The organism is Cyanobium sp. HWJ4-Hawea (assembly GCF_024345815.1).
Taxonomy (GTDB): domain Bacteria; phylum Cyanobacteriota; class Cyanobacteriia; order PCC-6307; family Cyanobiaceae; genus Cyanobium_A.
Genome location: NZ_JAGQBV010000025.1, coordinates 1 through 24472 on the forward strand (window position 1 = coordinate 1; position 24472 = coordinate 24472).

Below are 24472 nucleotides of genomic sequence, written 5' to 3' on the forward strand. Positions count from 1 at the left end.
AAGGCAGGTGCTCGCGCACATCACCCTCGATCAAATCGCTGATGGTGTTGGCAATCCAGAGATCGGTCATGGGGGCAATCCTGGGTATGTCAGGGGCTGAGCAAGCGGGTAAGCAGGGCCCACTCCCTGCCCTGTTGTTGCATCAGGCCCCAACGCACGCTCCAGGGAGCCGCTAGGAACAAACGCAGCATGGCGGCCACCAGTTCAGGCAGGCTGAGGGTGTTGGTTAAAAAGCCATACCACTGCTCCTGCGGCAACTGGAAAAAACTGTCGAAAAACTGGCGCAGCTGGGCCTCCGGGTAACGCATCAACTTCTCCAAACCAAAGCAGTAAAGGGCGTGCTTACGCCGCAACTCCAGTGGCCAGAGGGCTTGCCAAGCGCTAGCCGCCACCTCGGCCCCATCCAGCAGGGAATCGCCACCCGCCGGATTACGCAGGGCCGTGGCAATCGCATCGGCCAGGCCCGGTGCCCGGCGCAACAAAGCCCCAACCATGTAGCCAGAGGCAGGGTGCACCATGCTTGCCGCCCCCCCAAAGCCCACAACCCTCTGGTTCAAATCGGGCAGCGGCAGATTCATCGGGAATAGGCAAAATTCCTCGTGGCAAACAGTTTCGATGGCGATCCCGCCGTGGGCCAAGCGCCGCTGCAACCGTTCCTTCAACACCTCAAACGGCACTGGTGGAGCCAAGGCGAGGGAGGTTTCCTCCACAAAAAACAGCCCTTCCCCCATATCCATCGCATACAAAAAGGTCGGCGGGCCGCAGCGTTGTTCAGCGGCGCTGAGGTGGTCGCTGCGGTAGTCCATCAACACAAACTCCCCGGCCCTAACCGGTGGAGCAGAGAAGCTGCCCACCACTCCGTAGGCCCCCTGGGCTGCCACTGCTCCCCCATCTGGACGTTGCACAAAGGCGGCCCGATGGCCGCTGGCATCCACCACCAAACGGGCCTTGAGCTCCACTCCCCTGTCGGTAGTCACCGTGGAATGGCTGGGGGAATGGTCGATCGTCGCTGCCAGGCCCCGATGCCAGGCCATGGCCCCATGGCTGCAGCGCCCCAACCAAAAGGCCTGCAATCGCTGCTTGTCAAAGAGGCCGTAGTCCACCTGGTGCAGCAGGGGCTCAGCCGAACTGGCGAAATAGCTGCGCGTATCGCTCCAGCGGTGGCCCAGCAGCCCCCCCAGACCAAGGCGATCAACCTCTGGGCCCCAGATCCCGTAGGTATTGGGCCAGGGTTCAGCTGGATCAACTGGGGAAAGGCCCTCCACCACTAGGCCACGATCAACCAATTCACTGGCGATCGCCAGGGCCGCAGGCCCTGAACCAATCACCAACACATCCACCTTCACGCCTCCGGCGCGACCGTGGCTTCAACCTCGACAACGGGCTCCTCCTCCTGCGCCGGCGGCACCAGGACCACCTCAGAGAGCCGGTCGCCCGCATCCAACTTCTGCAGCCTGACGCCCGTGGCGGCCCGGGACTGCTGGGGAATCGCATCGGCCTGGGTGCGCACGATCACCCCCTTTTCACTTACCAGCAGCAGTTCCTCACCAGCACCCAGGACCTTGAGGCCCACCAGCACATCCCCGTCGCGGCGGAACTTCATGCAGCGCAGGCCCATACCGGCCCGCTTTTGCAGCCGGAATTGATCAACGGGCACCCGCTTGCCCAGGCCACTGGCTGAAGCCACCAGCACCCAGGGACCATCGGCGCTAACCGCTTCTTCGACCTCGTCGTCGGGCCCATCGAGCGCCGAAGCTTCGTCGTCGCCGGAGGCATTGGCGACCCGATCAGCCAGCTCGGCCGGCAACACATCCATGCTGACCAGCTGGTCACCGTTGCGCAGATTCATGGCCCGCACCCCGCGGGCTGTGCGCCCCAGGGGCCTTAGCTCGCTGTCGTTGAGGCGGAAATGGATCGTCATTCCCTTCAGGGAGCCGATCAGCACGCTGTCACCGGGCAGGGCCAACCGCACCCAGGTGAGGGCATCACCCTCCTCAAGGGAAATGGCAATCAGGCCATTGGCGCGAATGTTGGCGAAGGCAGAGAGGCGGGTGCGCTTCACATAGCCGCCGCTGGTAAGCATCAATAACACCCCGTCTTCTTCGAAGGCACTTACGGCCAGCAGCGAGGTGATCTGCTCTTCCCGGGGAATCGGCAGGAGCTGCACGATGGGAGTGCCCTTGGCAGCCCTGCTACACATCGGCACCCGATAGGCAGGCACTGAATAGACAACACCCCGGTCACTGAATAGGAGCAGTAAATCGTGGTCGTTGCAGCTGATAAACAACCTGACAGCCTCCTCCCCCTGGCTCTTGGTGCCGGCCTTGCCCCGGGTGCCTCGGCTAGTCGCCTCAAACTCATTCACCGGCATCCGTTTTAGGTAACCGGTTTCGGTAAGCAGTACCACCGAGCGCTCGTTGGCGATCAGGTCGATATCCTCCAAGCCACCCTCGAGGTCGAGGATTTCGGTGCGGCGGGGCGACAGATACTTGGCCCTAATTGCCTGGAGCTCATCGATGATGATTCCCAGCACCCGTTCCCTACGGCCAAGAATATCCTTGTAGTCGGCAATCTTGGCAACCAGATCCTCGTGTTCCAGGCGAATCTTGTCGGCCTCCAGAGCCGTCAGACGCCGCAGCTGCATCTGCAAAATTGCATCCGCCTGGACATCGCTCAGGCCATGGCGCTCCTGTAGCTGCAGGCGGGCCGTGGCCGCATCGGGGGCAGCCCTGATCAGGGCGATGATCGGATCGAGCTGATCGAGGGCCAGCAACAGGCCTAAGAGGATGTGGTCGCGCTCTTCCGCCTTACGCAACAGATAGCGGGTGCGCCGCTCGATGGTCTCGACCCGGAAGTCGAGGAAGACCCTCAACATTTTGGCCAGGGTGAGCAGCACGGGCTCACCCTTAACCAGGGCCAGCATGTAGGCGCTGAAGTTATTTTGGAGGGGGGTGAGCTTGAAGAGATTGTTTAGAACAACTTGGGGATAGGCATCGCGGCGCAGTTCAATCACGATGCGCATGCCATCGCGATCACTTTCATCACGAATGTCGGCAATACCCTCCAGCTTTTTATCGTTGACAAGTTCAGCGATACGCTCTATTAGGGAGGCTTTATTGGTTTGGTAGGGCAATTCGGTGATGATCACCGCATCCCGATCTGGCCGTCCCTTTGCCTCCACCGTTTCGATTGAGGCGACCCCCCGCATCGTCACCGAGCCGCGGCCGGTGGTGTAGGTCTCGCGAATACCCCGACGACCCAGAATTTGCCCACCGGTGGGAAAATCAGGGCCCGGAATAATTGCCATCAATTGCTGATCATCAATCTCAGGATTGGCGATCAGCGCCAACATTCCGTCGATCAACTCGGTGAGGTTGTGGGGCGGAATGTTGGTGGCCATCCCCACCGCAATGCCAGAGGAGCCATTCAGCAAGAGCTGGGGGATGCGGGCCGGCATCACGGTGGGCTCCTGCTGGGAGCCGTCAAAGTTGTCGGCGTAGTCGACGGTTTCGGCTTCGATGTCCTCCAGGAGGGCATCGGTGGTGAGGGCCTGCAACCGCGATTCGGTGTACCGCATCGCCGCGGGGGGATCGTTATCCACCGAACCGAAATTGCCATGCCCATCGATTAGGGGCATGCGCATGGAGAAGTCCTGGGCCATCCGCACCAGGGCGTCGTAGACAGCCGTATCGCCGTGGGGGTGATACTTACCAAGCACCTCCCCCACCACACGGGCACATTTGCGGTAAGGGCGATCGCTGGTAAGACCCAGCTCGTACATCGCGTAGAGGATCCGGCGGTGCACCGGCTTGAGGCCATCGCGGGCATCGGGCAGGGCCCTTCCCACGATCACACTCATCGCATACTCCAAATAGGAGCGCGACATTTCATTGCGCAGGTCGGTCTGGATGATCCGTTCGTCGGAGTCACCGGGATTCCGTTCGCCGGGACCGGTTGGATCCGCCATGTATCACCGCCTTATGCAATGGATAGTTTATCGAAAACCCCTTAGCCTGCCGAAATCAGCCCAGCCGTGAGCTTTCCCGTACGCACTGAGGCGCAACTGCGCCAAAAGCAGGAGCGCGGTGTGCTCTCGGTTCGCTCCGCCGCAGAATTTCGCAAACTGGTGGCCCAGCACGGCATGGCCCCCGCCTACGCCGCCACAGACGTGGTGGTGGCAGCCGATGCCTGCTTCACCGACCAGGCCAGCCTGCACCTGGGCCTGGGGGCCAGCGAGCCCCCAATTCGCTTTCGCCAAGCCCTGGTTGGCGGGGTAAGTGCGGCCACGGGCCACGGCAGCAGCGAACTGGTCTTGGCCATCGGCGGTGGCCTGGGGGAACCGAAACGCCTCGGCGGAGCCCAGGTTTTAGGAGCCCTAATCGGGGGCCAGCAGGTGAGCATCGATGCCAGTGGCGAGGCAACTGCCCTCCACCCCCGCCGCGAACTGCACAGCCAGATCCAGCTCGAACAACTTGCCACCGGTCGGCTGCTGTTGCACCGCGCCATCGCCGAAAACGGAGTGGTGGCGGTCAGCAGCGCCGAAGGTCTCACGGCCAGCCCCTATGGCCCCCTGCTGGGCCCCTTTGCCAATGCCCTCTACAGCTGTGCCGGGGCGGGCAGCATTGGCCTGACCATGCCAGGTCTGGCGCTCTTGGGCCCTGGCTCCCCCGTGCTGGTGGGCGGCGCCATCGGTTGGGTGGTGGGCAGCGGCAGCGGCCACCAGCCCAAACCCAAGCGCCAAGCCAGTGGCCATGCCCTGAGCCCGGGCTGCAGCGCGGCGGTGGCGGTGGATCTCCATCCCCTGCGGAGCCCATGGGTGCGGGCCTGTTTTTTTGAGGGCCATGGCAGCGCCCTACTGATCGCCACGGCAGTGCCCGTGCCCCTGATCAATAGGAAAGTTGCCGAACAGGCCGCAGCAGACAACGCCAGCCTGCAGGCACCAGTGCTCGATCTAGCCCTGCCCAGGCGGCTCAAACCAAACCTGGGCCTGGCCAGCTACGACCAGCTGCTGGGCGGCCAACTGGAGCTAAACGGGCAGCGGCTCAGCTGCGCGCCTGCCCATAGCCCGAGGTTGGCGGAGGCCCATGGCGAGGAATTGGCCCGCCAACTGCGCGATGGCCGCTTCCCCTTACGGCTGCCCCCAATCCCCCTGGGCCAGCGCCCTTCCCTACTGGCTCTCGATGACTAAGCCCCCAGCCGCTGAAAGACCCAGCTCTCTGCTCAAGTTGATAGGTTAGCCCGAATACGGAATATTCAGGTGGACATTCAGCTCGGTCGCTCCCGCACTGTTCGTCGCGCCTACGGCATTGACGAAATTGCCCTGGTGCCAGGCGGCCGCACCGTGGATCCAGCAGTCACTGACAGCAGTTGGAGCCTGGGGGGACTGCAACTGGAGATCCCGATCATCGCCAGCGCCATGGATGGGGTGGTGGATGTGGGCATGTGCGTTGAGCTGACCAAGCTGGGCGCCCTGGGCGTATTGAACATTGAGGGTGTGCAATGTCGCTACGACGACCCCAACCCCGTGCTGGACAGGATTGTCGCCGTGGGAAAGGAAGAGTTTGTGCCCCTAATGCAGGAGCTCTACAGCCAGCCAGTTCGCGAAGACCTGATCCGCCAAAGAATTGCAGAAATCAAACAGGGGGGAGGAATTGCGGCCGTCAGCGCCACCCCCGTGGCAGCGATCAAATTTGGCAAGGCCATTGCCGAGGCCGGCGCCTCCCTGTTCTTTGTGCAGGCAACGGTGGTCAGCACCGAACACATCGGTCCGGTCGGCCAGGAGAGCCTTGATCTCGAGGCCCTCTGCCGCGACTTCGGTGTGCCGGTGATCATCGGCAATTGCGTCACCTACGACGTGGCCATCAAATTGATGCGAGCCGGCGCCGCAGGCGTAATGGTGGGCATTGGCCCGGGTGCCGCCTGCACCTCCCGCGGCGTTTTGGGCGTTGGCATCCCCCAGGCCACCTCCGTGGCCGACTGTGCCGCAGCTCGCCAGGACTACTTCGAGGAAAGTGGTCGCTACGTGCCGATCGTGGCCGATGGCGGCATCGTCACCGGCGGCGACATCTGTAAATGCTTGGCCTGCGGGGCCGATGCTGTGATGATTGGCTCACCTATTGCCCGCGCCCAGGAGGCCCCAGGCCGGGGATTCCACTGGGGCATGGCCACACCTAGCCCCGTGCTGCCCCGCGGCACCCGCATCAAAGTGGGCACCACCGGCAGCCTGAAAACAATCCTGCGGGGCCCAGCTGGCCTCGACGATGGCACCCAAAACCTGCTGGGTTGCATCAAAACCTCGATGGGAACCCTCGGTGCCCGCACCATTAAGGAGATGCAAAAAGTGGAGGTGGTGGTGGCCCCATCCCTGCTCACGGAGGGCAAGGTGTATCAAAAAGCCCAGCAGCTAGGGATGGGCAAGTAAGGCCTATCTTTAGTTTGTGGGGGCTTCGGCCCACACACTCCTCACACCCTCCGGCCCGGCGCGTCCGGGCTTTTTGTCTTCTTCCAGCGGCAGCTGGTCCTCCAAACTGGCCCTGCTACTGGCTGCAAATGCAACGCTTGAAGAGAAGCGCTGGTAGGCGCAAGGCAACGTTGCTAGATTCCAATAACCCGTATCAACGCAAGGATGTCGAGCGCCGCTGCAGTTACCGACGCTTCCTTTGAGCAGGACGTGCTCAAAAGTGATGTGCCCGTATTGGTTGATTTCTGGGCGCCTTGGTGCGGTCCTTGCCGCATGGTGGCTCCAATCGTTGACGAAATTGCCAAGGAGTTTGAGGGCAAGATTAAGGTCTTCAAGCTCAATACCGACGAAAGCCCCAACGTGGCCAGCCAGTACGGCATTCGCAGTATCCCCACCCTGATGATCTTCAAGGGAGGCCAGAAGGTGGATACGGTTGTAGGGGCAGTGCCCAAGACCACCCTCTCCAGCACGATTAGCAAGTACCTCTAGAAAACCTGCCCTGGGCGCCCTAGGGCCCCGAAGCCAGAGCAGCAATCCTGATGAGCCCCATCGGCCTAATCGATTACGGCATGGGCAATCTGCACTCCGTGCAGCGGGCCTTTGAGCGCTTGGGGGCAGAGGTGGTGCCAATCCGGGCCGGCGCCGCAATGGAAGGATGCGCAGGCCTGCTATTGCCAGGGGTGGGCGCCTTTGATCCAGCCATGAAGAGGCTTGATCAAAGTGGTCTGGCCACCGCCATTCACCAGTGGTGCGGTGCAGGCAAGCCGCTTTTGGGCATCTGCCTTGGCCTGCAGTTGTTGTTTGAAGGCAGTGATGAGGGTTCAAGGGAGGGCCTGGGGCTGCTCAAGGGAAGGGTCCTGGCCCTACCCCGCAAAAGCGGCCACCCCATTCCCCACATGGGTTGGGAGCCCCTAATCCCAGCCCAGCCCAGCCCACTCGTGCCCAGCGGCTGCGAAGAAAGCTGGATGTATTTCGTGCACTCCTATGCCGCCGTGCCTGCGGAGCCAAGCTGCACGACGGCCAATGTGGCTTTTGCCGGCCAAGCTGTCACCGCAGCGGTATGGCAAGGGGCGATTGGTGCCTGCCAATTCCACCCAGAAAAATCCGCCGAGGCGGGCGAAGCCCTCCTGATGCGCTGGCTGGACTGGCTCAACAGATGACACTGCCCCACCCATGACCCTCCGCCAGCCATGACCCTGCGCCTCAGTGGCGGCCGCAAACTGCTCAGTCCACCAGGGCAGACCGCCAGACCCACCACCTCCAGGGTGCGCCTGGCGGCGATGAACCTGCTGGCCCACGACATCCCAGGGTGTGGCTGGCTTGATCTCTGCTGCGGCAGTGGGCTGATGGCATGTGAAGCCCTACAGCGGGGCGCCCAAAGGGTCGTAGCCATTGAGCAAGACCGCCAGGTTGCCCGCATTGCCAAGGCCAACCTGGAAACCGTGGCCCAGGGCCTGGGCCATGGTCCCAAGCAGCAGGTTGTGCAGGCCGAAGTGCTCAGCTGGCTAGGGAAGGGCAAGGCTGCCGAGGGTTGCCAATTTCAGTTGATCTATGCCGATCCCCCATATCAAGCGGAGCTGTACGGGCAGATCGGGTCAGCTGTGCTGAAGGGAGAGTGGCTCAGCCCGGGCGGTTTGATGGTTTGGGAGTGCTCCAGCCGGGCCCTGCCGGCAGTGCCCGAAGGATGGCTGCTCGAGGATCAGCGCAGCTATGGCACCACTAGCTTGATGCTGCTTAAAAGAGCGAATTAAGGGAGACAGCCCCCCCAAACGCGGGATCTAGGCCGAATCTATTTCCCAGAAAATTCAGCTATCGAGCAGGGTGCCCCGGCGGTACTGGTTCCAGGCCGCTACAAATAGGCCCAACATGGTCACGGGAATCAAACCGAGCACGATGCCGCATAGCAGGGGTTCGATCATGGAAAAACAAGGGGCTTGCTCAGAACACAATTCTTCCACGCCCCACACCTAAAACGCGAGAGAACGCCACCAACTGTGACCGCAGATTCGACCCTCAAGGATGGTTCCTCCGGGCGCAACAGCCTGATCACCGGGCTGGTGGTTGCTGCTGCCGTGGCCTGCATCGTGGTGCTGGCCGTGGTCATCTCGGCCACCCGAACCGACCCCTACACCCGCCAAACCCTGGAACTGCACGGGTCAACCGAAAATGGCAACACGCTCTTTTTAATCAATTGCGCTGGCTGCCATGGCATTGCCGGCCAGGGGGTGGTAGGGCCCAATCTGCATGGGGTATCAGCCCGTAAGAACCAACGCCAGCTGATCCAGCAGGTTGTCAGTGGTCGCACCCCCCCGATGCCCCGCTTCCAACCAGAACCCCAGGCCATGGCTGACCTGCTGGCCTACCTAAATGGACTGGTCTGATTCCGTTCCACGGGCCCCAAAAACCGTAGTGGTAGTGCTGGTGGAGCCGGCGGGCCCCCTGAATGTGGGCAGTGTGGCCAGGCTCTGCGCCAATTTCTCCATGGCCGAGCTCAGGCTGGTGAATCCCCGCTGTAACCACCTGGGTGAAGAAGCTCGCTTGATGGCGGTCCATGGCCGCGGCCTGCTGGAGCAGGCCCGCTGTTTTGACCAGTTGGCGGATGCCCTGGCCGATTGCCGCAGGGTGGTCGCAACCAGTGGCCGCTGCGATGGCGAACCCCTACCGCTGCTCTGCCCCGATCAAGCCCTCAATTGGCTGCTGGGCCCGAGCCAATCAAGCCAGTCGGGCCAGGCAAGCGATTCAGCCGAGGGGGCACCTTTGGCCCTGGTATTTGGCCGGGAGGATCGGGGCCTGAGCAATGCGGAGTTACTCCAGGCGGGCTGCCTGCTGACCCTGGGAACGGGCCCCACCTACAGCTCCCTAAACCTTTCCCACGCCGTGGCCGTGGTGTTGCACAGCCTCCATCAAAAACTGGAGGCCCCTGGCCCATCGGCCCTGCCGGGGCTGGATCCCTGCCTGAGACAAGAATTTGAGGCCCTGCTCCTCGATGCCGAATCCCTGCTGATGGCTGTGGGCTTTCTCTATCCCCACACCGCCCACGCCAGGCTCGCCAAGGTGCGTCAGATCCTGCAAAGGGCCCAGATCAGCAGCGGAGAAGTAGCCCTGGTTCGCGGCATGGTGCGCCAGTTGCGCTGGGCCAGCCAGCAGAACGGCATCGGCCAGACCCCTTAGCTTCGGTCGGAACAACTTCTCTGATCTGTGACGGCAAGCCGTTCACCACGCGATCCCAAAAACCGCTGGAGCCAACCCCTGCAATTGGTGCTGCGGCTGGCCGTCATGGGCATTGGCCTGGGCGTGATCACGGGCACCAGCTTGAAACTGCTGGCGCCCCACCTGGCCAAGGGGGGCATCAAAACCCCCAAGGTGGAAGCGGCAAATCCGGTGGTTTCAATTGGCAACCAGGGGCTCAGCAGCGGCCGTTTTGAACCTCGCCAAGAGCTGACGGCCCTCAGTAATCGCTGGGCCGAGCTGGCAGCAACCCAGCCAGATCTGGCTGCCAGTGGTTATTTGTTGGTGCTCGACGACGGTCGCTTCGCCCAACTGCAGCCAGACAAGCCCCTGCCAGCTGCCAGCTCGATTAAGACCCCGATCCTCCTCTTGGGATTGCTGCAGCTGGACTCCGGCTCCCTGCGCTGGAACGAACCTTTGCCCCTCACCAAAGAGGTGATAGGTGGCGGCGCGGGCTGGATGGCGAGCCGCCCCTTGGGCACCCGCTTCCCCTTTTTCGAAGCCGCCACCGAGATGATTCGGGTGAGTGACAACAGCGCCACCAATCTCCTAATCAAGAGGCTTGGCGGCAAAAAAATTGCCAATGGCCAGTTTGCGGCGCTTGGGCTGCCCGCCACGGTTTTGCGCAACTGGCTGCCGGACCTAAATGGCACCAACACCACCAGTGCCAAGGATCTGGCCAAGGCGATCGCCCTGGTCGACACCGGCCAAAAGCTGAGCCCGAGGGCCCGGGACCTTTTTCGCGAAATCATGGGCACATCGCGCACCAACACCTTGATTCCGCTGGGATTACTGCTGGGCCTGGGCCGTGATGCGCCCGATCCCGATGCCGCCTTAAAAGAATTTGGCATCACCGTTCTCAATAAAACCGGTGACATCGGCATCGCCTATGCAGATGGGGCTCTAATTGAGTTGCCTACGGGGCAAAGGGCCGTGGCCGCATTCATGGTGAAGGGTCCGTTCAACGATCCCCGTTCCACCGATCTGATCCGTGCCATGGCAGGGGAAGTGGCCAAAACCCTGGTGGGCCGCAAATGAACCTCATCCCATGGGGAAAGGCCGCTCTGCCGCTGTTGCTGGCATTCCTAACCAGCCCAGCCCTGGCCGACCCAGCAGCCCTGCAGGGCAACCAAAAGTTGCTGCGTAGGCAAACCGTTGCCCCCTTGCCCGGCGGCCTCGACCAGATTCTGGTGGTCAACGACAACAACCCAGAGTTGATTTCAGGCCCGGGGATCCTGCTCTCCACCTTTCCCCGCCAGGGACGCACCAATCCAGGGGCCCACCTGGATGTGGCCCTAAACGGCCGCTTTGACCTGTTCAGTCACCACGTATTTGCGGGTAAAACCGACAGCCTTGATTCCACCCTTTGGCTTGGAGTGCTCGCCGCCCCCCGGGGTCCAAAGCCGGTGAACCTGCGGCTTATCGCCGGCTCCACTGCCCTTTCGCAGTCGGTGGATGGCATCCAGCCCGGGGCACCCTTCCTGCCCCTGCCGGCCCTGATGCGCCAAGAGAGCGTGCCGGTCTATTCCGGCCCGGGCAGCCGGGTTGCCACGGAATTGCTGATGCGCCAGCGCGGGGCCCCCTTGCCCGAGGGCTGGACCCTCCCCCCTGGCCAGGCCACCAGCCTGCTGATGCTGCCGATTCCGGTGCGGGGCCTTGATCCCCTCCTCAATGGCCGCAACCTGCAACTGCGCCTCGAGAGCAGTGGCCCGATCAGCCTGGCCACCCTGGCCGCCTTTGGCGAAAACAACACCCCGCCAGGCCCGGAGGTATGGCGTCAGCTGCTCGAAGGCGACCTAAGCCCGAAGGAGCACGCCCCTTCCCCCCGCGGCACAAAGGGGCCGATTGTCTATTCACGGGTCAGTGGCGTGCAGGTGGGCAGCACCTGGACTGGGCGCATCAGCGATCCAGGCAAGGCCTGGCTAAGCGCCAGCCGCGCCCCTATTTCCTGGCCAATTAGCAGCCTTGAGCGGGGCAGCCTGGGTACCGGCCAAGTTCAAACCGCCGAATTGAAAGCCGCCTATCCCGCCACCGCCTGGGCCGCCCACGGCAATTACGGCATCGAATACGACCTCAGCCTGCCGTTGCGCAACGACCTGGCCGTGCCCGTGGTGCTGGAACTAGCCCTGGAATCGCCCCTCAAAAGTGATGCTCCCCAAAACGGGCTGCGCTTCAACAGCCAGCCCAGCAAGGCGGTGATGTTCCGCGGCACGGTTGAGGTTTCAGGCCTCGACAATGGGGAAGGCAGGTCCAGTGGGCGGCAACGCTTCCACCTGGTGGAGCGGGCTGGCTCCCAGGGACCGGTGCTCGGCCAGATCAGCCTGGCCCCCAAGGCAGAGCGGCTGGTGCGCTTTCGACTGATCTATCCAGCCGATGCCACACCCCCCCAGGTGCTCAGCCTCCTACCGGTTGTGAAACAATCCGAACTTTCACCAGCAGATCGCCCGTGACTCAAGCCCGCAAGCGCCGGGTCTTCCCGTTCACCTCGATCGTGGGACAGGAGGAGATGAAGCTGGCCCTGCTGCTCAATGTGATCGATCCCCGCATTGGCGGCGTGATGATCATGGGAGATCGGGGAACGGGCAAATCAACCACCATTCGGGCCCTGGCTGACCTCCTGCCGGAGATCGAGGTGGTGGAGGGTGATCCCTATAACTCCTCCCCCACCGATCCCGACCTCCAGAGCAGTGAAGTGCGGGCCCGGGCCGAACAGGGTGAGACCTTGCCCGTGGAACCCCGCCAGGTGCCGATGGTCGACCTCCCCCTGGGGGCCACGGAAGATCGCCTCTGCGGCACCATCGATATTGAAAAGGCGCTGAGCGAGGGCATTCGCGCCTTCGAGCCCGGCCTGCTGGCCAAGGCCAACCGGGGCCTGCTCTACGTGGATGAGGTGAACCTGCTCGACGACCACCTGGTCGACGTGCTGCTCGATTCGGCCGCCTCCGGCTGGAACACCGTGGAGCGCGAAGGGGTGAGTGTGCGCCACCCGGCCCGCTTTGTGCTGATTGGCTCGGGCAACCCGGAGGAGGGCGAACTGCGCCCCCAACTCCTGGATCGCTTTGGCATGAGCGTGGAAGTGCGCACCGTTAGGGAACCAGAGCTGAGGGTGCAGGTGGTGGATCAACGCACCAGCTTCGACAACGACCCCGACACCTACAACGACGCCATGCAAGCCACCCAGGACGCCCTGCAGGCGCGGGTGGTCGAAGCGCAAAACCGGCTTCCCCAGGTGCAGATCGACGCCGACCTGCGCATCCGCATTTCAGCGGTGTGCGGTGAACTCGATGTAGACGGCCTGCGGGGTGACATCGTCACCAACCGGGCAGCCCGGGCCCTGGCCGCCTTTGAGGGCCGCAACGAAGTGGAAGAAGACGATGTGGCAAGGGTGGTGGCCTGCTGCCTGCGCCACCGCCTGCGCAAGGACCCCCTAGAGCAAATCGACTCCGGTGATCGGGTCGTGAAGATGTTCTGCAAGGTGTTTGAGCGCCCAGACAGCGGCGATCGCAGCGCCTTTGAGCTGGCCATAGCGACCTGATCCGTAGCGGCCTGGCTAGCCTGAGGTCAGGCGAAGCTGAGCAGGTGGAGGAGAGCAGCAAGAATCTCCGCTGGCGTCAGCGACTGGAGAGCCTGCAGCGGGCACTTAAGCAGCTGAAGGCGGCCCTTGCGGCCCTCGCCAACGACCCAAGCAACGACGTGATCGCGATCGCCGTGATCAAGGCCTTCGAGTTCAGCTTCGAGCTGAGCTGGAAAAGTCTCAAGGATCTGCTCCAACATGAGGGCATCGATGCGATGCTCCCGCGTGAGGTCTTGCGCCAAGCCTTCGCCTACGAGCTACTGGCTGAGGGGCAAATCTGGATCGACATGCTCGAGCAACGCAACCTGATGGCTCACACCTACGACGAGCAGCGAGCCCGGCAGGCGACGGCCATGATCCGTGAACGCTTCGCGCCGGCTCTGCTGGAGCTGGCTTCGGCACTGGAGCAGCGGCCGTGAACAGCAACCAAAAGCTGGGAGGTCTGCCCGCCAGCACCTGCGAACAGATTGGGGCTGTACTGCGACGCTTTCCCCAAATCCGCTGGGTGAAGCTTTATGGCTCACGCGCCCTCGGCCGTGAACGCCCAGGCTCCGACATCGACCTGGCCTTCAGTGCTGCAGAGGATTGCAGCGCCGCCCTAGCCGGCGCCCTAGACGACTTGCCCATCCCCTACACGGTGGATGTGACCCACTGGGAAAGCCTCCACCACGCAGGCCTACGGCAGCACATCGCTGCCTCCGGGTTGCCCTGGCTTGAAGTGCAGCAGCCACTCAGCAAACCGGCTTCTTATTGAACCCATGCGGATCCTCGGCATCGATCCCGGCCTGGCCCGCGTGGGTTACGGCGTGATCGACGTGGCCGGGGATGGGGCCCAACGCCAGCAGAAGATGCTCGATTGCGGCATCATCCGCACCGACCCGGGCCGCAGCGAAGGGGTGCGGATGGTGGAAATCGCCCGGGATCTGCGCCAACTGATCCGCGCCTGGCGGCCGGAATTGGCCGTGGTCGAAAAGTTTTTCTTCTATCGCTCCAGTACCACCATCTCGGTGGTGCAAGCCCGGGGCGTGGTGATGATGACCCTGGCTCGTTTTGGCATTCCGGTGGCTGAATTTCCACCGATGCAAATCAAGCTGGCCCTCACCGGCTCCGGCCATGCCCAAAAAGACGAGGTCTTAGACGCGGTGATGCGCGAACTCGACCTCGAGCATCCACCCAGGCCCGACGATGCGGCAGACGCCCTCGCCGCGGCCCTAACTGGCTGGTACCAGCGGTGATCGCCCAAGCTGAGCCAGGCAAATCAGGGCTGCGCCGCTACTACCGCCAGAGACGCCAGGAGCTGCTATTCGAGCTTGAAGAGAAGATTGCCGGCCAGGTGGCAAAGGCGCTTCCCCGGCTGCTTCCCCCGCTGCTGCCCTCGCTGCTTCCCTCAGGAGATGGGGCTGGCCCTGAAGATCATTACCTGGGGATTAGCTGGCCCCTGCCGGGGGAGGTGGATTTACGGGGATTGGCGGGCGTCAACTTGGAGGGCGGGGGCTTGGCGGGAACTGGCTTGGCCCTACCCGTGATTACCCAGGGGATTGATCAAGGGCTGGTGATGGCCTACAGGTCCTGGAAGGTGGGCGATCCCCTGGCAAAGGATGGCTGCGGCATTCCGGCCCCACTGGGCCCCAACCTCGAGCCCGAATCGATTGGCTGCCTGCTGGTGCCTGCCCTCGCCCTGGATCCCCGGGGTATTCGCCTCGGTTACGGCGGCGGCTGGTTCGATCGCCTGCGGGCCGACAGCCGCTGGCGAAGGATTCCCGCCTATGGGGTGCTGCCCGGCGGCTGCATCCACCCCCAGCTGCCAAGGGATACCTGGGATGTGCCCTTCAACGGCTGGATAGACGAGGTGGGGTTGCACCTTTGCCCCCAAACTTGACAAAACCTTTACAGGTCGCGCGCTAAGCCGCTCCATTTGGCAAGATCGATGGACTGCTCACTGCGCGCCGTTGGACCTTTCAGCCCCCCGTCCCATCGGAGCCGCCTCAGGACCGGAAAGGGTCCTGGCCTCGGAGCTGGAGGGGCGTAGCCCCAGCAACGACGCCCTCTCGATGATGGTGAGCTCGATGGTGCACATGGTTCAGGCTGGAAGAAGCAGCGATAGCCGTTGGCAAGCTTCCTGAGGGCAGGCCCCGTTGCGGGTGGTCCGGGTGCGATGAAACGCCAATGATCAGCACCGGCAGCCCAAATCTAGATCGAATGGTGGAGCGGCTTGCCGCATCCAGCGATCCCAAACGGCGCTACGAATACGTGCTTTGGCTGGCCAAAAAGTTGCAGCCCCTGCCCGCTGAATTTCGCCACGAAGCCTTCATGGTCAAGGGCTGCGTTTCCCAGGTCTTTGTGGCTGGGCAGTTACTGGAAGGCAAACTGCACTGGCTAGGTGACTCCGATGCGGCGATCACCAAAGGGTTGCTGGCCCTACTGATTGAGGGGCTCGAGGGCCTAACCCCCGAGCAGGTGGCTGCCATCGACCCCAGCTTCATTGCCGCCACTGGCCTGCAGGCCAGCCTTACCCCCTCTCGCTCCAACGGCTTTTTAAACATCCTCAAGCTGATGCAGTCCCAGGCCAGGGGCCTGCAGGGCTGAACCGCCGGCCGATTTCTAGGATCCTGCGAACTTGTGGCGATAACCCATGACCATCGGCATTGGCCTGCTCGGTTTGGGCACCGTGGGCGCCGGGGTGGCCGGCATCCTGGCCAGCCCCGCCGGACGCCATCCGCTGGTAGGTGAGCTGGCCATCAAACGGGTGGCAGTTCGAGATTTAAACCGGCCGCGGCCCATCGACCTACCGGCCGCCATCCTCAGCACCGATGCCGAGGCCGTGGTCGACGATCCCAGCGTCGACATCGTGGTGGAGGTAATGGGTGGCCTCGAGCCGGCCCGCAGCCTGATCCTGCGGGCAATTGCCGCTGGCAAGCCGGTGGTAACTGCCAACAAGGCCGTAATCGCCCGCTACGGCGAAGAAATTGCCGCCGCCGCCGCCGCCAAGGGGGTTTATGTGCTGATTGAGGCCGCCGTGGGCGGTGGCATTCCGATCATCGAACCCCTGAAGCAATCCCTGGGGGGTAACCGCATCACCAAAGTGAGCGGAATCATCAATGGCACCACCAATTACATCCTCAGCCGCATGGCCGATGAGGGTGCCGCCTATGGCTCCGTGCTGGCCGATGCCCAGGAGCTGGGCTACGCCGAAGCCGACCCCGCCGCGGATGTGGAAGGGGCTGACGCGGCCGACAAAATCGCAATCCTCACGGCCCTGGCCTTCGGGGGCAGTGTGCCGAGGTCGGCCATTCCCACAGAAGGAATCAACCGGCTCGACGCCCGCGACGTGGGTTACGCCGCCCAATTGGGCTATGTGGTGAAGCTCCTGGCCGTGGCCGAAAACCCAGGCGGTGCGGCCAATTCAGCCCAAAGCGCAGCCAGCCAGGCCCTGGACGTGAGGGTTCATCCCACCCTGCTACCTAAATCCCATCCCCTGGCCGGCGTATATGGGGTCAACAACGCGATCCTGGTGGAGGGCGATCCCGTGGGCCAGGTGATGTTTTATGGCCCTGGCGCTGGAGCCGGGCCGACCGCCTCAGCGGTGGTGGCAGACATCCTGAACATCGCCGGCATCTGGGCAGTGGCAAGGCCGGGGGTGGCAGGGCCGGGAGCTTCCGGGGCTGGAGCGGCCCTCGACCCCCTGCTGGCCGCCAGCCGCTGGAGGCAGTGCCATCTGATCGACAGCGCCCAAACCCGCCATCGCAACTACATAAGGCTGCGCACCAGTGATGAGGCTGGGGTCATCGGCAAGATCGGCAGCTGTTTCGGTGCGGCGGGGGTTTCGATTCAATCGATCATGCAATTTGAAGCCCAGGGGGAGCGGGCCGAGATCGTGGTGATTACCCACGAGGTGTTGGAGGCCAATTTCCGCCAGGCCCTGCTTGCCATTGAGGCCCTGGCCGATGTGCAAGCGGTTGAGGCCTGCCTGCGCACGCTCTGAATAATCTTCAAATCCTGGCCAACTGGCACGGGGGGCCCGTAGAGGTCCAGAATTGGTGTACAAATCTGAAAGATTCCTTAAGCCTCAACCGCAGACTTACCGGTCCCAAGGCGCAGCAGCAAGTTCCGATCCCCGCTGCACTCCCCAACCCATTAAGCCCCCTTTTTTTCTGCATGAGTTCCATTTCCTGCCCCAGCCAGATCAAGTCGCTCCTCCAGGGCGCTTGCGTCACTGTTGATGCGGACGACCAGCTGTATCAAGTAATTGGCGTAGACGACAGCCACAACCGTTGCTGGTTGCGCCGCTGGCCCCTGACCCGCTCGGGTTCTGAGGTCTTTGAAATCTCCTTACAACGGGTTCAGCCCGAGCGTCCCCATCGCCCTTGAATAGGGGTTCTTCCCTGGAGTCCGCCCTGAAGCCGATAGCCCTGGGGCTGGCCTCCATGGTGGCGATCGCTGCCCAGCTGGCTGGCTGCCAAAGCCGCTGGAGCGATCCCAACCATCTGGTGGTGGCCAGCAAGAACCGGATTGACACCGTCGATCCTGCCGGCGCCTACACCTTTGGCGCCATGCAGCTACTCAGCGCCATCGGCGACCCCCTCTATTCGATTGAGGTCAACGGCCGCATCACCCCCCGTCTTGCTTCTGGCTTGCCGGTGGTCAGTGCTGACGGCCTCAAGGTGCGGGTACCACTTCGCCAGGGAGTGCTCTTCCACGACGGCACCCGCTTCGATGCTGCCGCCATGGTGTTCAGCCTGGAGCGCTTTCTGGCTATCGGCAAGCTCAACTACCTGCTGGGGGATCGGGTCAGCCGGGTGCGGGCCCTGGACCCGGGCACCGTCGAACTGACGCTAAAGCGGCCCTTTGGGGCCATCGCTGAATTGCTCAGTGCGGTCAACCTGACGCCCCTTTCCCCCAGCGCCTACCGCCAACACAGGGGCCGCCTACTCAACGATCGCTTCGTGGGAACGGGCCCCTACCGCCTCAGTTTTTTCAGCACCCAGCAGCAAAGACTGGAGCCCTTTAAGCGCTACTGGGGGCGCCAACCCGCCAATGGCGGCATCGACCTGGTGGCCCTGAGCAACTCGACCGCCCTCTACGGAGCCCTGCGCAGCGGCGAGGTAGATGTTTTGCTTTCCACCAGCCTGGAGATTGACCAACAGGCAGCCCTGCACCAAGCCGCCCAGCGGGGGCAGCTCAAGGAGGGGGAGGGTCCGGCCCTAGAGATTGGCTACCTCACCTTGCTGAGCGACCAACCACCCCTGGACAAACCCTTGCTGCGCAGGGCAGTAGCCCTGAGCCTGGATCGCTCCACCATCAGCCGGCGGGTGAGCCTGGGCCTGCGCTCTCCCCTGCGGAATCTGGTGCCCCCCAGCCTGGCCGGCAGTGATCCAGAAGCCTGGCCCAGCTACAACCCCCAGCAGGCAAGGCGCCTGTACCGGCAAGCCGGTTTTTGCCAGGGCAAGCGTCTGCAGCTGCCGCTCACCTTCCGTTCAAACGTGCCCAGCGACCGACTTTTCGCCCTTACCTGGCAGGCCCAACTGCAGCAGGATCTCAGCGATTGTGTGTCCCTTGAGGTCACGGGCATGGAGGCCACCACCGCCTACCGCCAACTGGGGGAGGGAGCTTTTCCGATGATCCTGCTGGATTGGATGGGGGATTTCCCAGATGCGGACAACTATCTAGTGCCCCTGCTGGGGTGCGAAAAGGCCCAGGGCAACCGTTGTCTAGAAGGAGCTAGCGCAGCCAGTGGCAGTTTCTGGAGCCAACCGGGGCTAAGCCAGGAACTGGAGCGGAGCGCGGGGCTGCGGGGAAGGGCGAGGGTGGATCTACTCAGGCGGATCCAAGGTCAAACCGCAGCGGCATCGCCCTATTTGCCGGTGTGGCTGGTGGCGCCCAGGGCCTGGGCCCTGCCGCGGGTAAGCCGGCCCCGCTTTGACGGTTCCGGCAGGCTGCTGCTCCAGGAGCTGGACGCGCAAGGGGGCAAAAGATGAGCCGCCGCAGTGCCCTCTTGCGCTATCTGGCCTCCCGCATCGCCCTGGCCCCGGTGATGATGTGGCTGATTGCCAGCCTGGTTTTCCTGCTGCTGCGCCTTGCGCCCGGCGATCCAATTGACGCCCTGCTGGGAACCCGGGCTCCAGAGGCGGCCAGGGCCGCCCTTAGGGCCCAGTTGGGGCTGGACCAACCCCTATGGCAGCAATACGGCCACTTCCTCGGCCAGCTGCTTCATGGGCAGCTGGGCCAATCGCTGACCAACCAGGAGCCGGTTTTGGCGGTGATCCGCGACAGCCTGCCCGCCAGCCTGGAACTGGGGGTGGTGGCCCTGCTGCTGGCGGCATTGGTGGGTTTGGCCGTGGGCTTTTCCGGAGTGGCCCGTCCGGAGGGCAAATTGGACCTGGCGGGGCGCCTCTATGGCATTGGCACCTATGCCCTGCCGCCCTTTTGGGCCGCCATGGTGATCCAGCTGGTCTTTGCCGTCTGGTTGGGCTGGCTGCCGGTGGGTGGCCGCTTCCCCCCGACCCTGCTCCCGCCAGAAGGCAGCGGCTTTTATCTGCTCGACAGCCTGCAACTGGGCCTGGTTTCCGGGCAATGGCAAAACCTGCTGGGAAGCCTGCGCCATTTGGTTTTGCCAGCTTGCACCCTGGGACTGCTGCTCAGTGGCGTTTTTGCCAATGCCCTCAGACTCAACCTGCGGCGGGCCCTGGATTCCGATTTCATCGAGGCGGCCCGCAGTCGCGGTCTAAGCGAAAGACGGGTGATCCTGCGCCACGCCCTGCCCAATGCCCTGCTGCCGGTTCTCACGATCACCGGCATCACCGTGGCCTCCCTGATTGGCGGGGCCCTGTTGATCGAGGTCACCTACTCCTGGCCTGGCATCGCCTTTCGACTCCAGGAGGCGATCGGCCAGCGCGACTACCCCCTGGTGCAGGGGATTGTGGTGGTGGTGGCAGCCCTGGTGGTGCTGGTGACCGTGGCTGTCGACCTGCTGGTGGCGATCCTCGACCCCCGGGTGCGGTTTTAGGGGCCCCCAATTTTTAGGGGACCCCAATTTTTTGGGAGCACTCAGAAGGGCCAGGATTGAAGCTTCCCCCGCCAGCGGCGGGCCATATTTTGATCGAGCACATAGGCACTAAGCCCGGCTTGAACGCGGCGCTGGGGGGAGAGCAAGAAGGGATATTCGAAACCCTGCAAAAACTCTGTGGTGACTCCCAACATCAAATCCTGAACCTTGAGGGGATCGCTGCCCACCCATTCGCTGCCCAGGCGAAACAATGCCTTTTCTGGCTTGGCAACGCGCACGACGGAAAAGTGGCTGCCCCCCTCCACCAACACCAGACGGCTACGGGGGTGGCGGGCATTGATGAACAGGCCTAGTTGCTCCTGCACCGGTGGGGTCACAAGGTCCATGCTGCCCCCGACCATCAACACGGGCACTGTCAAATTACCGATCCCGCCTGAAGGCCAAAGCAGGCTGCCAAAGCCGTTAAAGGCCACCACGGCCACCACGGGCGCCTCCCCGACCGCGGCAGGGGCAGCAGTAGCGGGGCCGGGTGCCGAATCGCCGGTGATCGGTGGCAATTGGCATTGGAGCAGGCGCGAGAGATTTGCCATGGGCAAATCACCCTTGGCAGAGCTACAGCGACTGCCCAGGCCTGCCTCAGGGACCAAACCACTTCCCATCAGGGCCGTCAGAGCGCCGAGGGAATGGCCCATCAGCACCACCCCCTGGCGGCCCGTGGGCTCTGGCCCCAGCGGCGGCAAAGAACCTTCCCCCTGGGCCCGCAGTACGGCCTGCACATCAGCCAGGCGCTGGGGGAGGGCCTCTGCCCCGGGCGGTGGGATATACCCCAAAAGGGCATCTTCAACGGCCCGGTCGTCACTGCCGGGGTGCTCCAAAAGAACCACCGGCCAGCCCCGCTCCGCCAGGGATTGGGCCAGCCAACTGAGTTGGTCGCCACTGCCGCCCAGGCCGGGCATCAGCAAAATCCAAGGTCCAGGCCTTGACTGCAGAGCAGGCCAAATCCTCAAGGGCAAGGGGGTGGAGCGATGCACCACCGCCAACTCCACCTGCAGGGGCTGAACCTGGCTGCCGGCCTTGATGCCATAGGGCAGTGACTGCCGACGGGGCAGGGGCAGCTGGCGCAGCCGCTGCAAGGCCAGGCTCTGTTGATCCAACTGGAAACGCCATTGGCCCGCCAAAGCCACCAGGCCATCGAGATTGATGGTCAACCTTTCCAGGGGAAAGTTTTTAAGCAGGTCAATCGCCGTGACCGGCCGGTTCTGCTGCAGCATTTGCCGCAGGGTGGCCAGGAAAACAGGAGAGGTGCTCTGGCCACTGTCAGAGGTGATCAGGTCGTCGAGGGCAGCGATCAGCTGCTCCCCCGTGCGGCTGTTCAGCAACTGGTAGCCAAAGCTCTGCTCCCTCAGCAAAGGGGCCTGCAAAATCTTGGCCAGGGCCTGGCGATCCTGCCGATCCAACAGACTCAACCAAGCCTTCAGATCGCCATCACTGCGGTCTGGATGGAGGCTCCAATCCTCCAACTCCTGAAGATTGACCGGCAGGGTCAGCCCATCGAGACGCACCTGGATCTGCTGGGTTGCCAATCCAGGGGAAGCCAACAGCAGACTGGCTACCAGAGCTCCAATGAAGTGAAGGCGGTTTGACATCTCCTCAGGCAAAGACCCCTGCCAGGTCTTGGTGGAGCCAGTTTCCCGCGGCGTTGAGGGAAGTGGCCTGGATTCGCTTGGTGGCCTCGATGGGGGCCGGTGGGGTGATTTATCTGACACCCATCGTCTTTCACCATGCCTCCTTCAGCGCCAGGGCCGTCACCGAAGGCATTGGCCTGGCTGCTTTGGCTGGCACCTTCGGCAGATTGCTCAGTGGCCTGATGCTCGATCGGGGTTGCAGTTGCGCCCTACCGGTGCTGCTGGCCGCCATTGCCGCGATCGCCGGAGACATCAGGCTCCTATCTGCCAGCTCCTTTCCGGCATACCTGGGGGGGCAGATTCTGCTGGGGATTGCGGCTGGCTTCTATTGGCCCGCCATTGAGTTGGCCGTGCCCCTTAGCTGCAGTAGCGGAGCACGGCCGATTCCCTCGGCCCGGGGCTATGCCCTGGTGCGCAGTGCGGATGCGGCCGGAATCGCCGCTGGCGCCCTACTGGGGGCCCTGCTGGCGGGCCAGGGGAGCCTTAGGGGTATCTACGCCATCGATATCTTTTGCGCCCTGGCCGTGGTCCTTCTTCTGCTGCTGCGGCCGCTGCCGGTGCCGCAAAAAGCCGAAAGCCACAATCGCCTCAGTGCGGCTCGCCAATGGCTGCCCCCCCTGCTGCCGGTGCTGGCAATCACCCTGCTGGCCACTGCCCTGCCTGCCCTAATGCAGAGCGCCCTGCCCCTGGATTTAGTGCGGGGCGGACTGGAGCGACCCGCCATGCAGGAAAGCCTGGGGGCCCTGTTGATTGGCCTGCAGCTGAGCATCTTGGTGTTGATCCAGTGGCCCCTAGGCCAGGCCCTGGCCAAGCGCCCAGTGGCCCAGGGACTGGGGCTAAGCCTGGTGGCCTTTGCCTGTGGCACTGCCCTCTTGGCCCTCTCGGCCCTAAGCCGTCAGGGCCTGGTTTTGGTGGTTGCAGCCCAGCTGCCCCTGGCGATCGGTGAAGCAGCCTTCCTGCCCATTGCCACAGAGGCGGTGATCGAGCTGACGCCCAGGGAGCACCAGGGATTGGCCATGGCCCTATTTTCCCAATGCTTTGCCATCAGCGCCCTGGCGGCTCCCTTGGTGGCGGGCTGGGCCCTGGAGGGATTCGGCAACGGGCTGGCCCTATGGAGCTGCACAGCCATCCTTTGCCTGGCGGGCCTCAGTCTGGTGCGCTGGTTGAAGCCGAAGCCCCTGGCTTCTTAGGAACCCAGGCCTCATGGGGCAGGGGCTCGGTGCCGTACTCCCAGTCGTCGTAGTCGGGATCGTTGCGGATCTGGCGATGGAGCTCCTTTTGGGCATCGAAGTCGTGGGTCGTGGCACCGTCATCCCCGATGGGGGCGGCTGGTTCGGGCGCAGAGGGTGCAGTCATGACTCAACGGCTAGTTGTCATCCATTTTGGGGCCTGTTCCGGCTCACACGTTGAACAGAAACTCCATCACGTCGCCCTCCTGCACCACATACTCCTTGCCCTCAGCCCGCAGCCAGCCCTTGGCCTTGGCTTCGACAAGCGAGCCCGCCTCCAAAAGTTGTTTGCAACCAATGGTTTGGGCCCGGATAAAGCCCCGCTCGAAATCGGTGTGAATCACCCCAGCCGCCTGGGGGGCAGTCATGCCGGCCTTGATCGTCCAGGCGCGGGTTTCCTTCTCGCCGGTGGTGAAGTAGGTGCGCAGGCCCAAAAGCTCATAGGTCGCCCTGATCAGGCTTTGTAGCCCCCCCTCGCTCACCCCTAAACCGGCCAAAAACTCGCCCCGTTCCTCCAGCGGCAGTTCAATTAGTTCCGCCTCCACCTGGGCGGAAATGCGCACGGTTTTGGCACCCTCCTGGGCCGCCAGCTGCCGCACCTCCTCCACAAAGGCGTTGCCCTCGGCGAGGTCGTCTTCGCTCACATTGGTGGCGTAGATGATCGGCTTGGCCGTGAGCAGGCCCAGGGGCTTGACCATGGCGGCCACTTCTTCGCTGATCGGCACATTGCGGGCAGCGCCCCCCGCCTCCAGCTCCGCCTGGATCAGGGCCAGGGCTTCGTCTTCCACCTGGGCCTCCTTGCTGGTGCGGGCCTGCTTTTTGAGCCGCTCGCGCCGCTTTTCTATTTGGGCCAGATCCGCCAGGCCCAGCTCCAGGTTGATTATTTCGGCATCACGGGCAGGTCCTACGGAACCAGAAACGTGAATCACGTCGTCGTTTTCAAAGCAGCGCACCACGTGGACGATGGCGTCCACCTCCCGGATGTTGGCCAAAAACTTGTTGCCCAGGCCCTCCCCCTGGCTGGCCCCCTTGACCAGGCCAGCGATATCCACAAACTCCACCCTGGTGGCAATTAGCTCCTTCGAGCCCGATAGGGCCGAGAGCCGGGCAAGCCGGCCATCGGGCACCGAAACCACCCCTGAGTTGGGCTCGATCGTGCAGAAGGGATAGTTGGCTGCCTCGGCCTGGGCATTGGAGACCAGGGCATTGAAGAGGGTGGATTTGCCCACGTTGGGCAGCCCCACAATTCCGGCTTTAAGCATGGCTGAAATCTACGGGGCGCCCCGCAAAGGT

The 24472-nt window shown here is 63.3% G+C and carries 27 protein-coding genes; 21 read left to right on the forward strand and 6 right to left on the reverse strand.

Annotation, left to right across the window (positions count from 1 at the left end):
* Positions 1-89: 89 nt before the first annotated feature.
* Positions 90-1346, reverse strand: a complete 1257-nt coding sequence (gene crtL / locus KBY58_RS07140) for a lycopene beta cyclase (RefSeq protein ID WP_255003642.1) — start codon at positions 1344-1346, stop codon at positions 90-92.
* The gene (gyrA, locus tag KBY58_RS07145; protein ID WP_255003644.1) at positions 1343-3967 is read right to left on the reverse strand and encodes a DNA gyrase subunit A; all 2625 of its coding nucleotides are present in this window, start codon (positions 3965-3967) and stop codon (positions 1343-1345) included. Before gyrA ends, crtL begins: the two co-directional genes overlap by 4 nt.
* Positions 3968-4033: 66 nt before the next feature.
* Here gyrA and KBY58_RS07150 point away from each other — a divergent pair, with 66 nt between their 5' ends.
* The 5 genes from KBY58_RS07150 to rsmD all read left to right on the forward strand — a co-directional run bounded on the left by KBY58_RS07150 (position 4034) and on the right by rsmD (position 8211).
* Positions 4034-5188, forward strand: a complete 1155-nt coding sequence (locus KBY58_RS07150) for a homocysteine biosynthesis protein (protein WP_255003646.1) — start codon at positions 4034-4036, stop codon at positions 5186-5188.
* Positions 5189-5257: 69 nt separating this feature from the next.
* Positions 5258-6421 carry a GuaB3 family IMP dehydrogenase-related protein gene (locus KBY58_RS07155; RefSeq protein ID WP_255003647.1) on the forward strand — a complete coding sequence of 388 codons (1164 nt, stop codon included), beginning with the start codon at positions 5258-5260 and terminating at the stop codon, positions 6419-6421.
* Positions 6422-6625: 204 nt separating this feature from the next.
* On the forward strand, positions 6626-6949 hold the full coding sequence (gene trxA, locus KBY58_RS07160; protein WP_254932946.1) for a thioredoxin: 324 nt from the start codon (positions 6626-6628) through the stop codon (positions 6947-6949).
* A 50-nt stretch (positions 6950-6999) separates the two neighbouring features.
* The gene (gene hisH / locus KBY58_RS07165; RefSeq protein ID WP_255003648.1) at positions 7000-7620 is read left to right on the forward strand and encodes an imidazole glycerol phosphate synthase subunit HisH; all 621 of its coding nucleotides are present in this window, start codon (positions 7000-7002) and stop codon (positions 7618-7620) included.
* Positions 7621-7650: 30 nt separating this feature from the next.
* On the forward strand, positions 7651-8211 hold the full coding sequence (rsmD, locus tag KBY58_RS07170) for a 16S rRNA (guanine(966)-N(2))-methyltransferase RsmD (RefSeq protein WP_255003649.1): 561 nt from the start codon (positions 7651-7653) through the stop codon (positions 8209-8211).
* 54 nt (positions 8212-8265) lie between these two features.
* On the opposite strand, the gene petG is transcribed toward rsmD, so the two are convergent.
* Positions 8266-8379, reverse strand: a complete 114-nt coding sequence (petG, locus tag KBY58_RS07175; RefSeq protein WP_254932943.1) for a cytochrome b6-f complex subunit V — start codon at positions 8377-8379, stop codon at positions 8266-8268.
* 75 nt (positions 8380-8454) lie between these two features.
* Here petG and KBY58_RS07180 point away from each other — a divergent pair, with 75 nt between their 5' ends.
* From KBY58_RS07180 to KBY58_RS07250, 15 genes are all read left to right on the forward strand, one after another.
* Complete coding sequence (locus KBY58_RS07180) at positions 8455-8841, forward strand: c-type cytochrome (protein ID WP_254932942.1); 387 nt, start codon at positions 8455-8457, stop codon at positions 8839-8841.
* Positions 8828-9631 (forward strand): RNA methyltransferase, encoded by an 804-nt coding sequence (locus tag KBY58_RS07185; protein ID WP_255003650.1) that lies wholly within the window; start codon positions 8828-8830, stop codon positions 9629-9631. Before KBY58_RS07180 ends, KBY58_RS07185 begins: the two co-directional genes overlap by 14 nt.
* A gap of 27 nt (positions 9632-9658) precedes the next feature.
* A complete protein-coding gene (locus tag KBY58_RS07190) occupies positions 9659-10726 on the forward strand; it encodes a serine hydrolase (RefSeq protein WP_255003651.1) in 1068 nt (355 codons plus the stop codon).
* Positions 10723-12138 carry a DUF3370 domain-containing protein gene (locus tag KBY58_RS07195; RefSeq protein ID WP_255003653.1) on the forward strand — a complete coding sequence of 472 codons (1416 nt, stop codon included), beginning with the start codon at positions 10723-10725 and terminating at the stop codon, positions 12136-12138. Before KBY58_RS07190 ends, KBY58_RS07195 begins: the two co-directional genes overlap by 4 nt.
* Complete coding sequence (bchI, locus tag KBY58_RS07200; RefSeq protein WP_255003655.1) at positions 12135-13223, forward strand: magnesium chelatase ATPase subunit I; 1089 nt, start codon at positions 12135-12137, stop codon at positions 13221-13223. The genes KBY58_RS07195 and bchI overlap by 4 nt, the downstream gene beginning before the upstream one ends.
* A gap of 44 nt (positions 13224-13267) precedes the next feature.
* On the forward strand, positions 13268-13681 hold the full coding sequence (locus KBY58_RS07205; RefSeq protein ID WP_255003656.1) for an HI0074 family nucleotidyltransferase substrate-binding subunit: 414 nt from the start codon (positions 13268-13270) through the stop codon (positions 13679-13681).
* A complete protein-coding gene (locus tag KBY58_RS07210; protein WP_255003657.1) occupies positions 13678-14016 on the forward strand; it encodes a nucleotidyltransferase family protein in 339 nt (112 codons plus the stop codon). The genes KBY58_RS07205 and KBY58_RS07210 overlap by 4 nt, the downstream gene beginning before the upstream one ends.
* Positions 14017-14020: 4 nt before the next feature.
* The gene (ruvC, locus tag KBY58_RS07215; protein ID WP_254932935.1) at positions 14021-14497 is read left to right on the forward strand and encodes a crossover junction endodeoxyribonuclease RuvC; all 477 of its coding nucleotides are present in this window, start codon (positions 14021-14023) and stop codon (positions 14495-14497) included.
* On the forward strand, positions 14494-15141 hold the full coding sequence (locus KBY58_RS07220) for a 5-formyltetrahydrofolate cyclo-ligase (protein WP_255003658.1): 648 nt from the start codon (positions 14494-14496) through the stop codon (positions 15139-15141). Before ruvC ends, KBY58_RS07220 begins: the two co-directional genes overlap by 4 nt.
* 70 nt (positions 15142-15211) lie before the next feature.
* A complete protein-coding gene (locus KBY58_RS07225) occupies positions 15212-15385 on the forward strand; it encodes a hypothetical protein (protein WP_255003659.1) in 174 nt (57 codons plus the stop codon).
* Between the two features lie 43 nt (positions 15386-15428).
* Complete coding sequence (locus KBY58_RS07230; RefSeq protein WP_255003660.1) at positions 15429-15848, forward strand: SufE family protein; 420 nt, start codon at positions 15429-15431, stop codon at positions 15846-15848.
* Between the two features lie 46 nt (positions 15849-15894).
* The gene (locus KBY58_RS07235) at positions 15895-17244 is read left to right on the forward strand and encodes a homoserine dehydrogenase (protein ID WP_255003661.1); all 1350 of its coding nucleotides are present in this window, start codon (positions 15895-15897) and stop codon (positions 17242-17244) included.
* Positions 17245-17417: 173 nt separating this feature from the next.
* Positions 17418-17630, forward strand: a complete 213-nt coding sequence (locus KBY58_RS07240) for a hypothetical protein (protein ID WP_255003662.1) — start codon at positions 17418-17420, stop codon at positions 17628-17630.
* Between the two features lie 56 nt (positions 17631-17686).
* Positions 17687-19237 (forward strand): ABC transporter substrate-binding protein, encoded by a 1551-nt coding sequence (locus KBY58_RS07245; protein ID WP_255003679.1) that lies wholly within the window; start codon positions 17687-17689, stop codon positions 19235-19237.
* Positions 19234-20265, forward strand: coding sequence for an ABC transporter permease (locus tag KBY58_RS07250; RefSeq protein WP_255003664.1), 1032 nt, complete (start codon positions 19234-19236; stop codon positions 20263-20265). The genes KBY58_RS07245 and KBY58_RS07250 overlap by 4 nt, the downstream gene beginning before the upstream one ends.
* 41 nt (positions 20266-20306) lie before the next feature.
* Here KBY58_RS07250 and KBY58_RS07255 read toward each other — a convergent pair whose 3' ends face one another.
* Positions 20307-21911, reverse strand: coding sequence for an alpha/beta hydrolase (locus KBY58_RS07255; RefSeq protein ID WP_255003666.1), 1605 nt, complete (start codon positions 21909-21911; stop codon positions 20307-20309).
* Between the two features lie 62 nt (positions 21912-21973).
* Between KBY58_RS07255 and KBY58_RS07260 the strand changes: the two genes are divergently transcribed.
* On the forward strand, positions 21974-23140 hold the full coding sequence (locus KBY58_RS07260) for an MFS transporter (protein WP_255003667.1): 1167 nt from the start codon (positions 21974-21976) through the stop codon (positions 23138-23140).
* Here the strand turns inward: KBY58_RS07260 and KBY58_RS07265 are convergent.
* Both KBY58_RS07265 and ychF read right to left on the reverse strand, forming a co-directional pair.
* Positions 23097-23306, reverse strand: a complete 210-nt coding sequence (locus tag KBY58_RS07265; RefSeq protein ID WP_254932926.1) for a hypothetical protein — start codon at positions 23304-23306, stop codon at positions 23097-23099. The genes KBY58_RS07260 and KBY58_RS07265 overlap by 44 nt on opposite strands.
* Before the next feature lie 43 nt (positions 23307-23349).
* Positions 23350-24441, reverse strand: a complete 1092-nt coding sequence (gene ychF / locus KBY58_RS07270) for a redox-regulated ATPase YchF (protein WP_254932925.1) — start codon at positions 24439-24441, stop codon at positions 23350-23352.
* Positions 24442-24472: the final 31 nt, after the last annotated feature.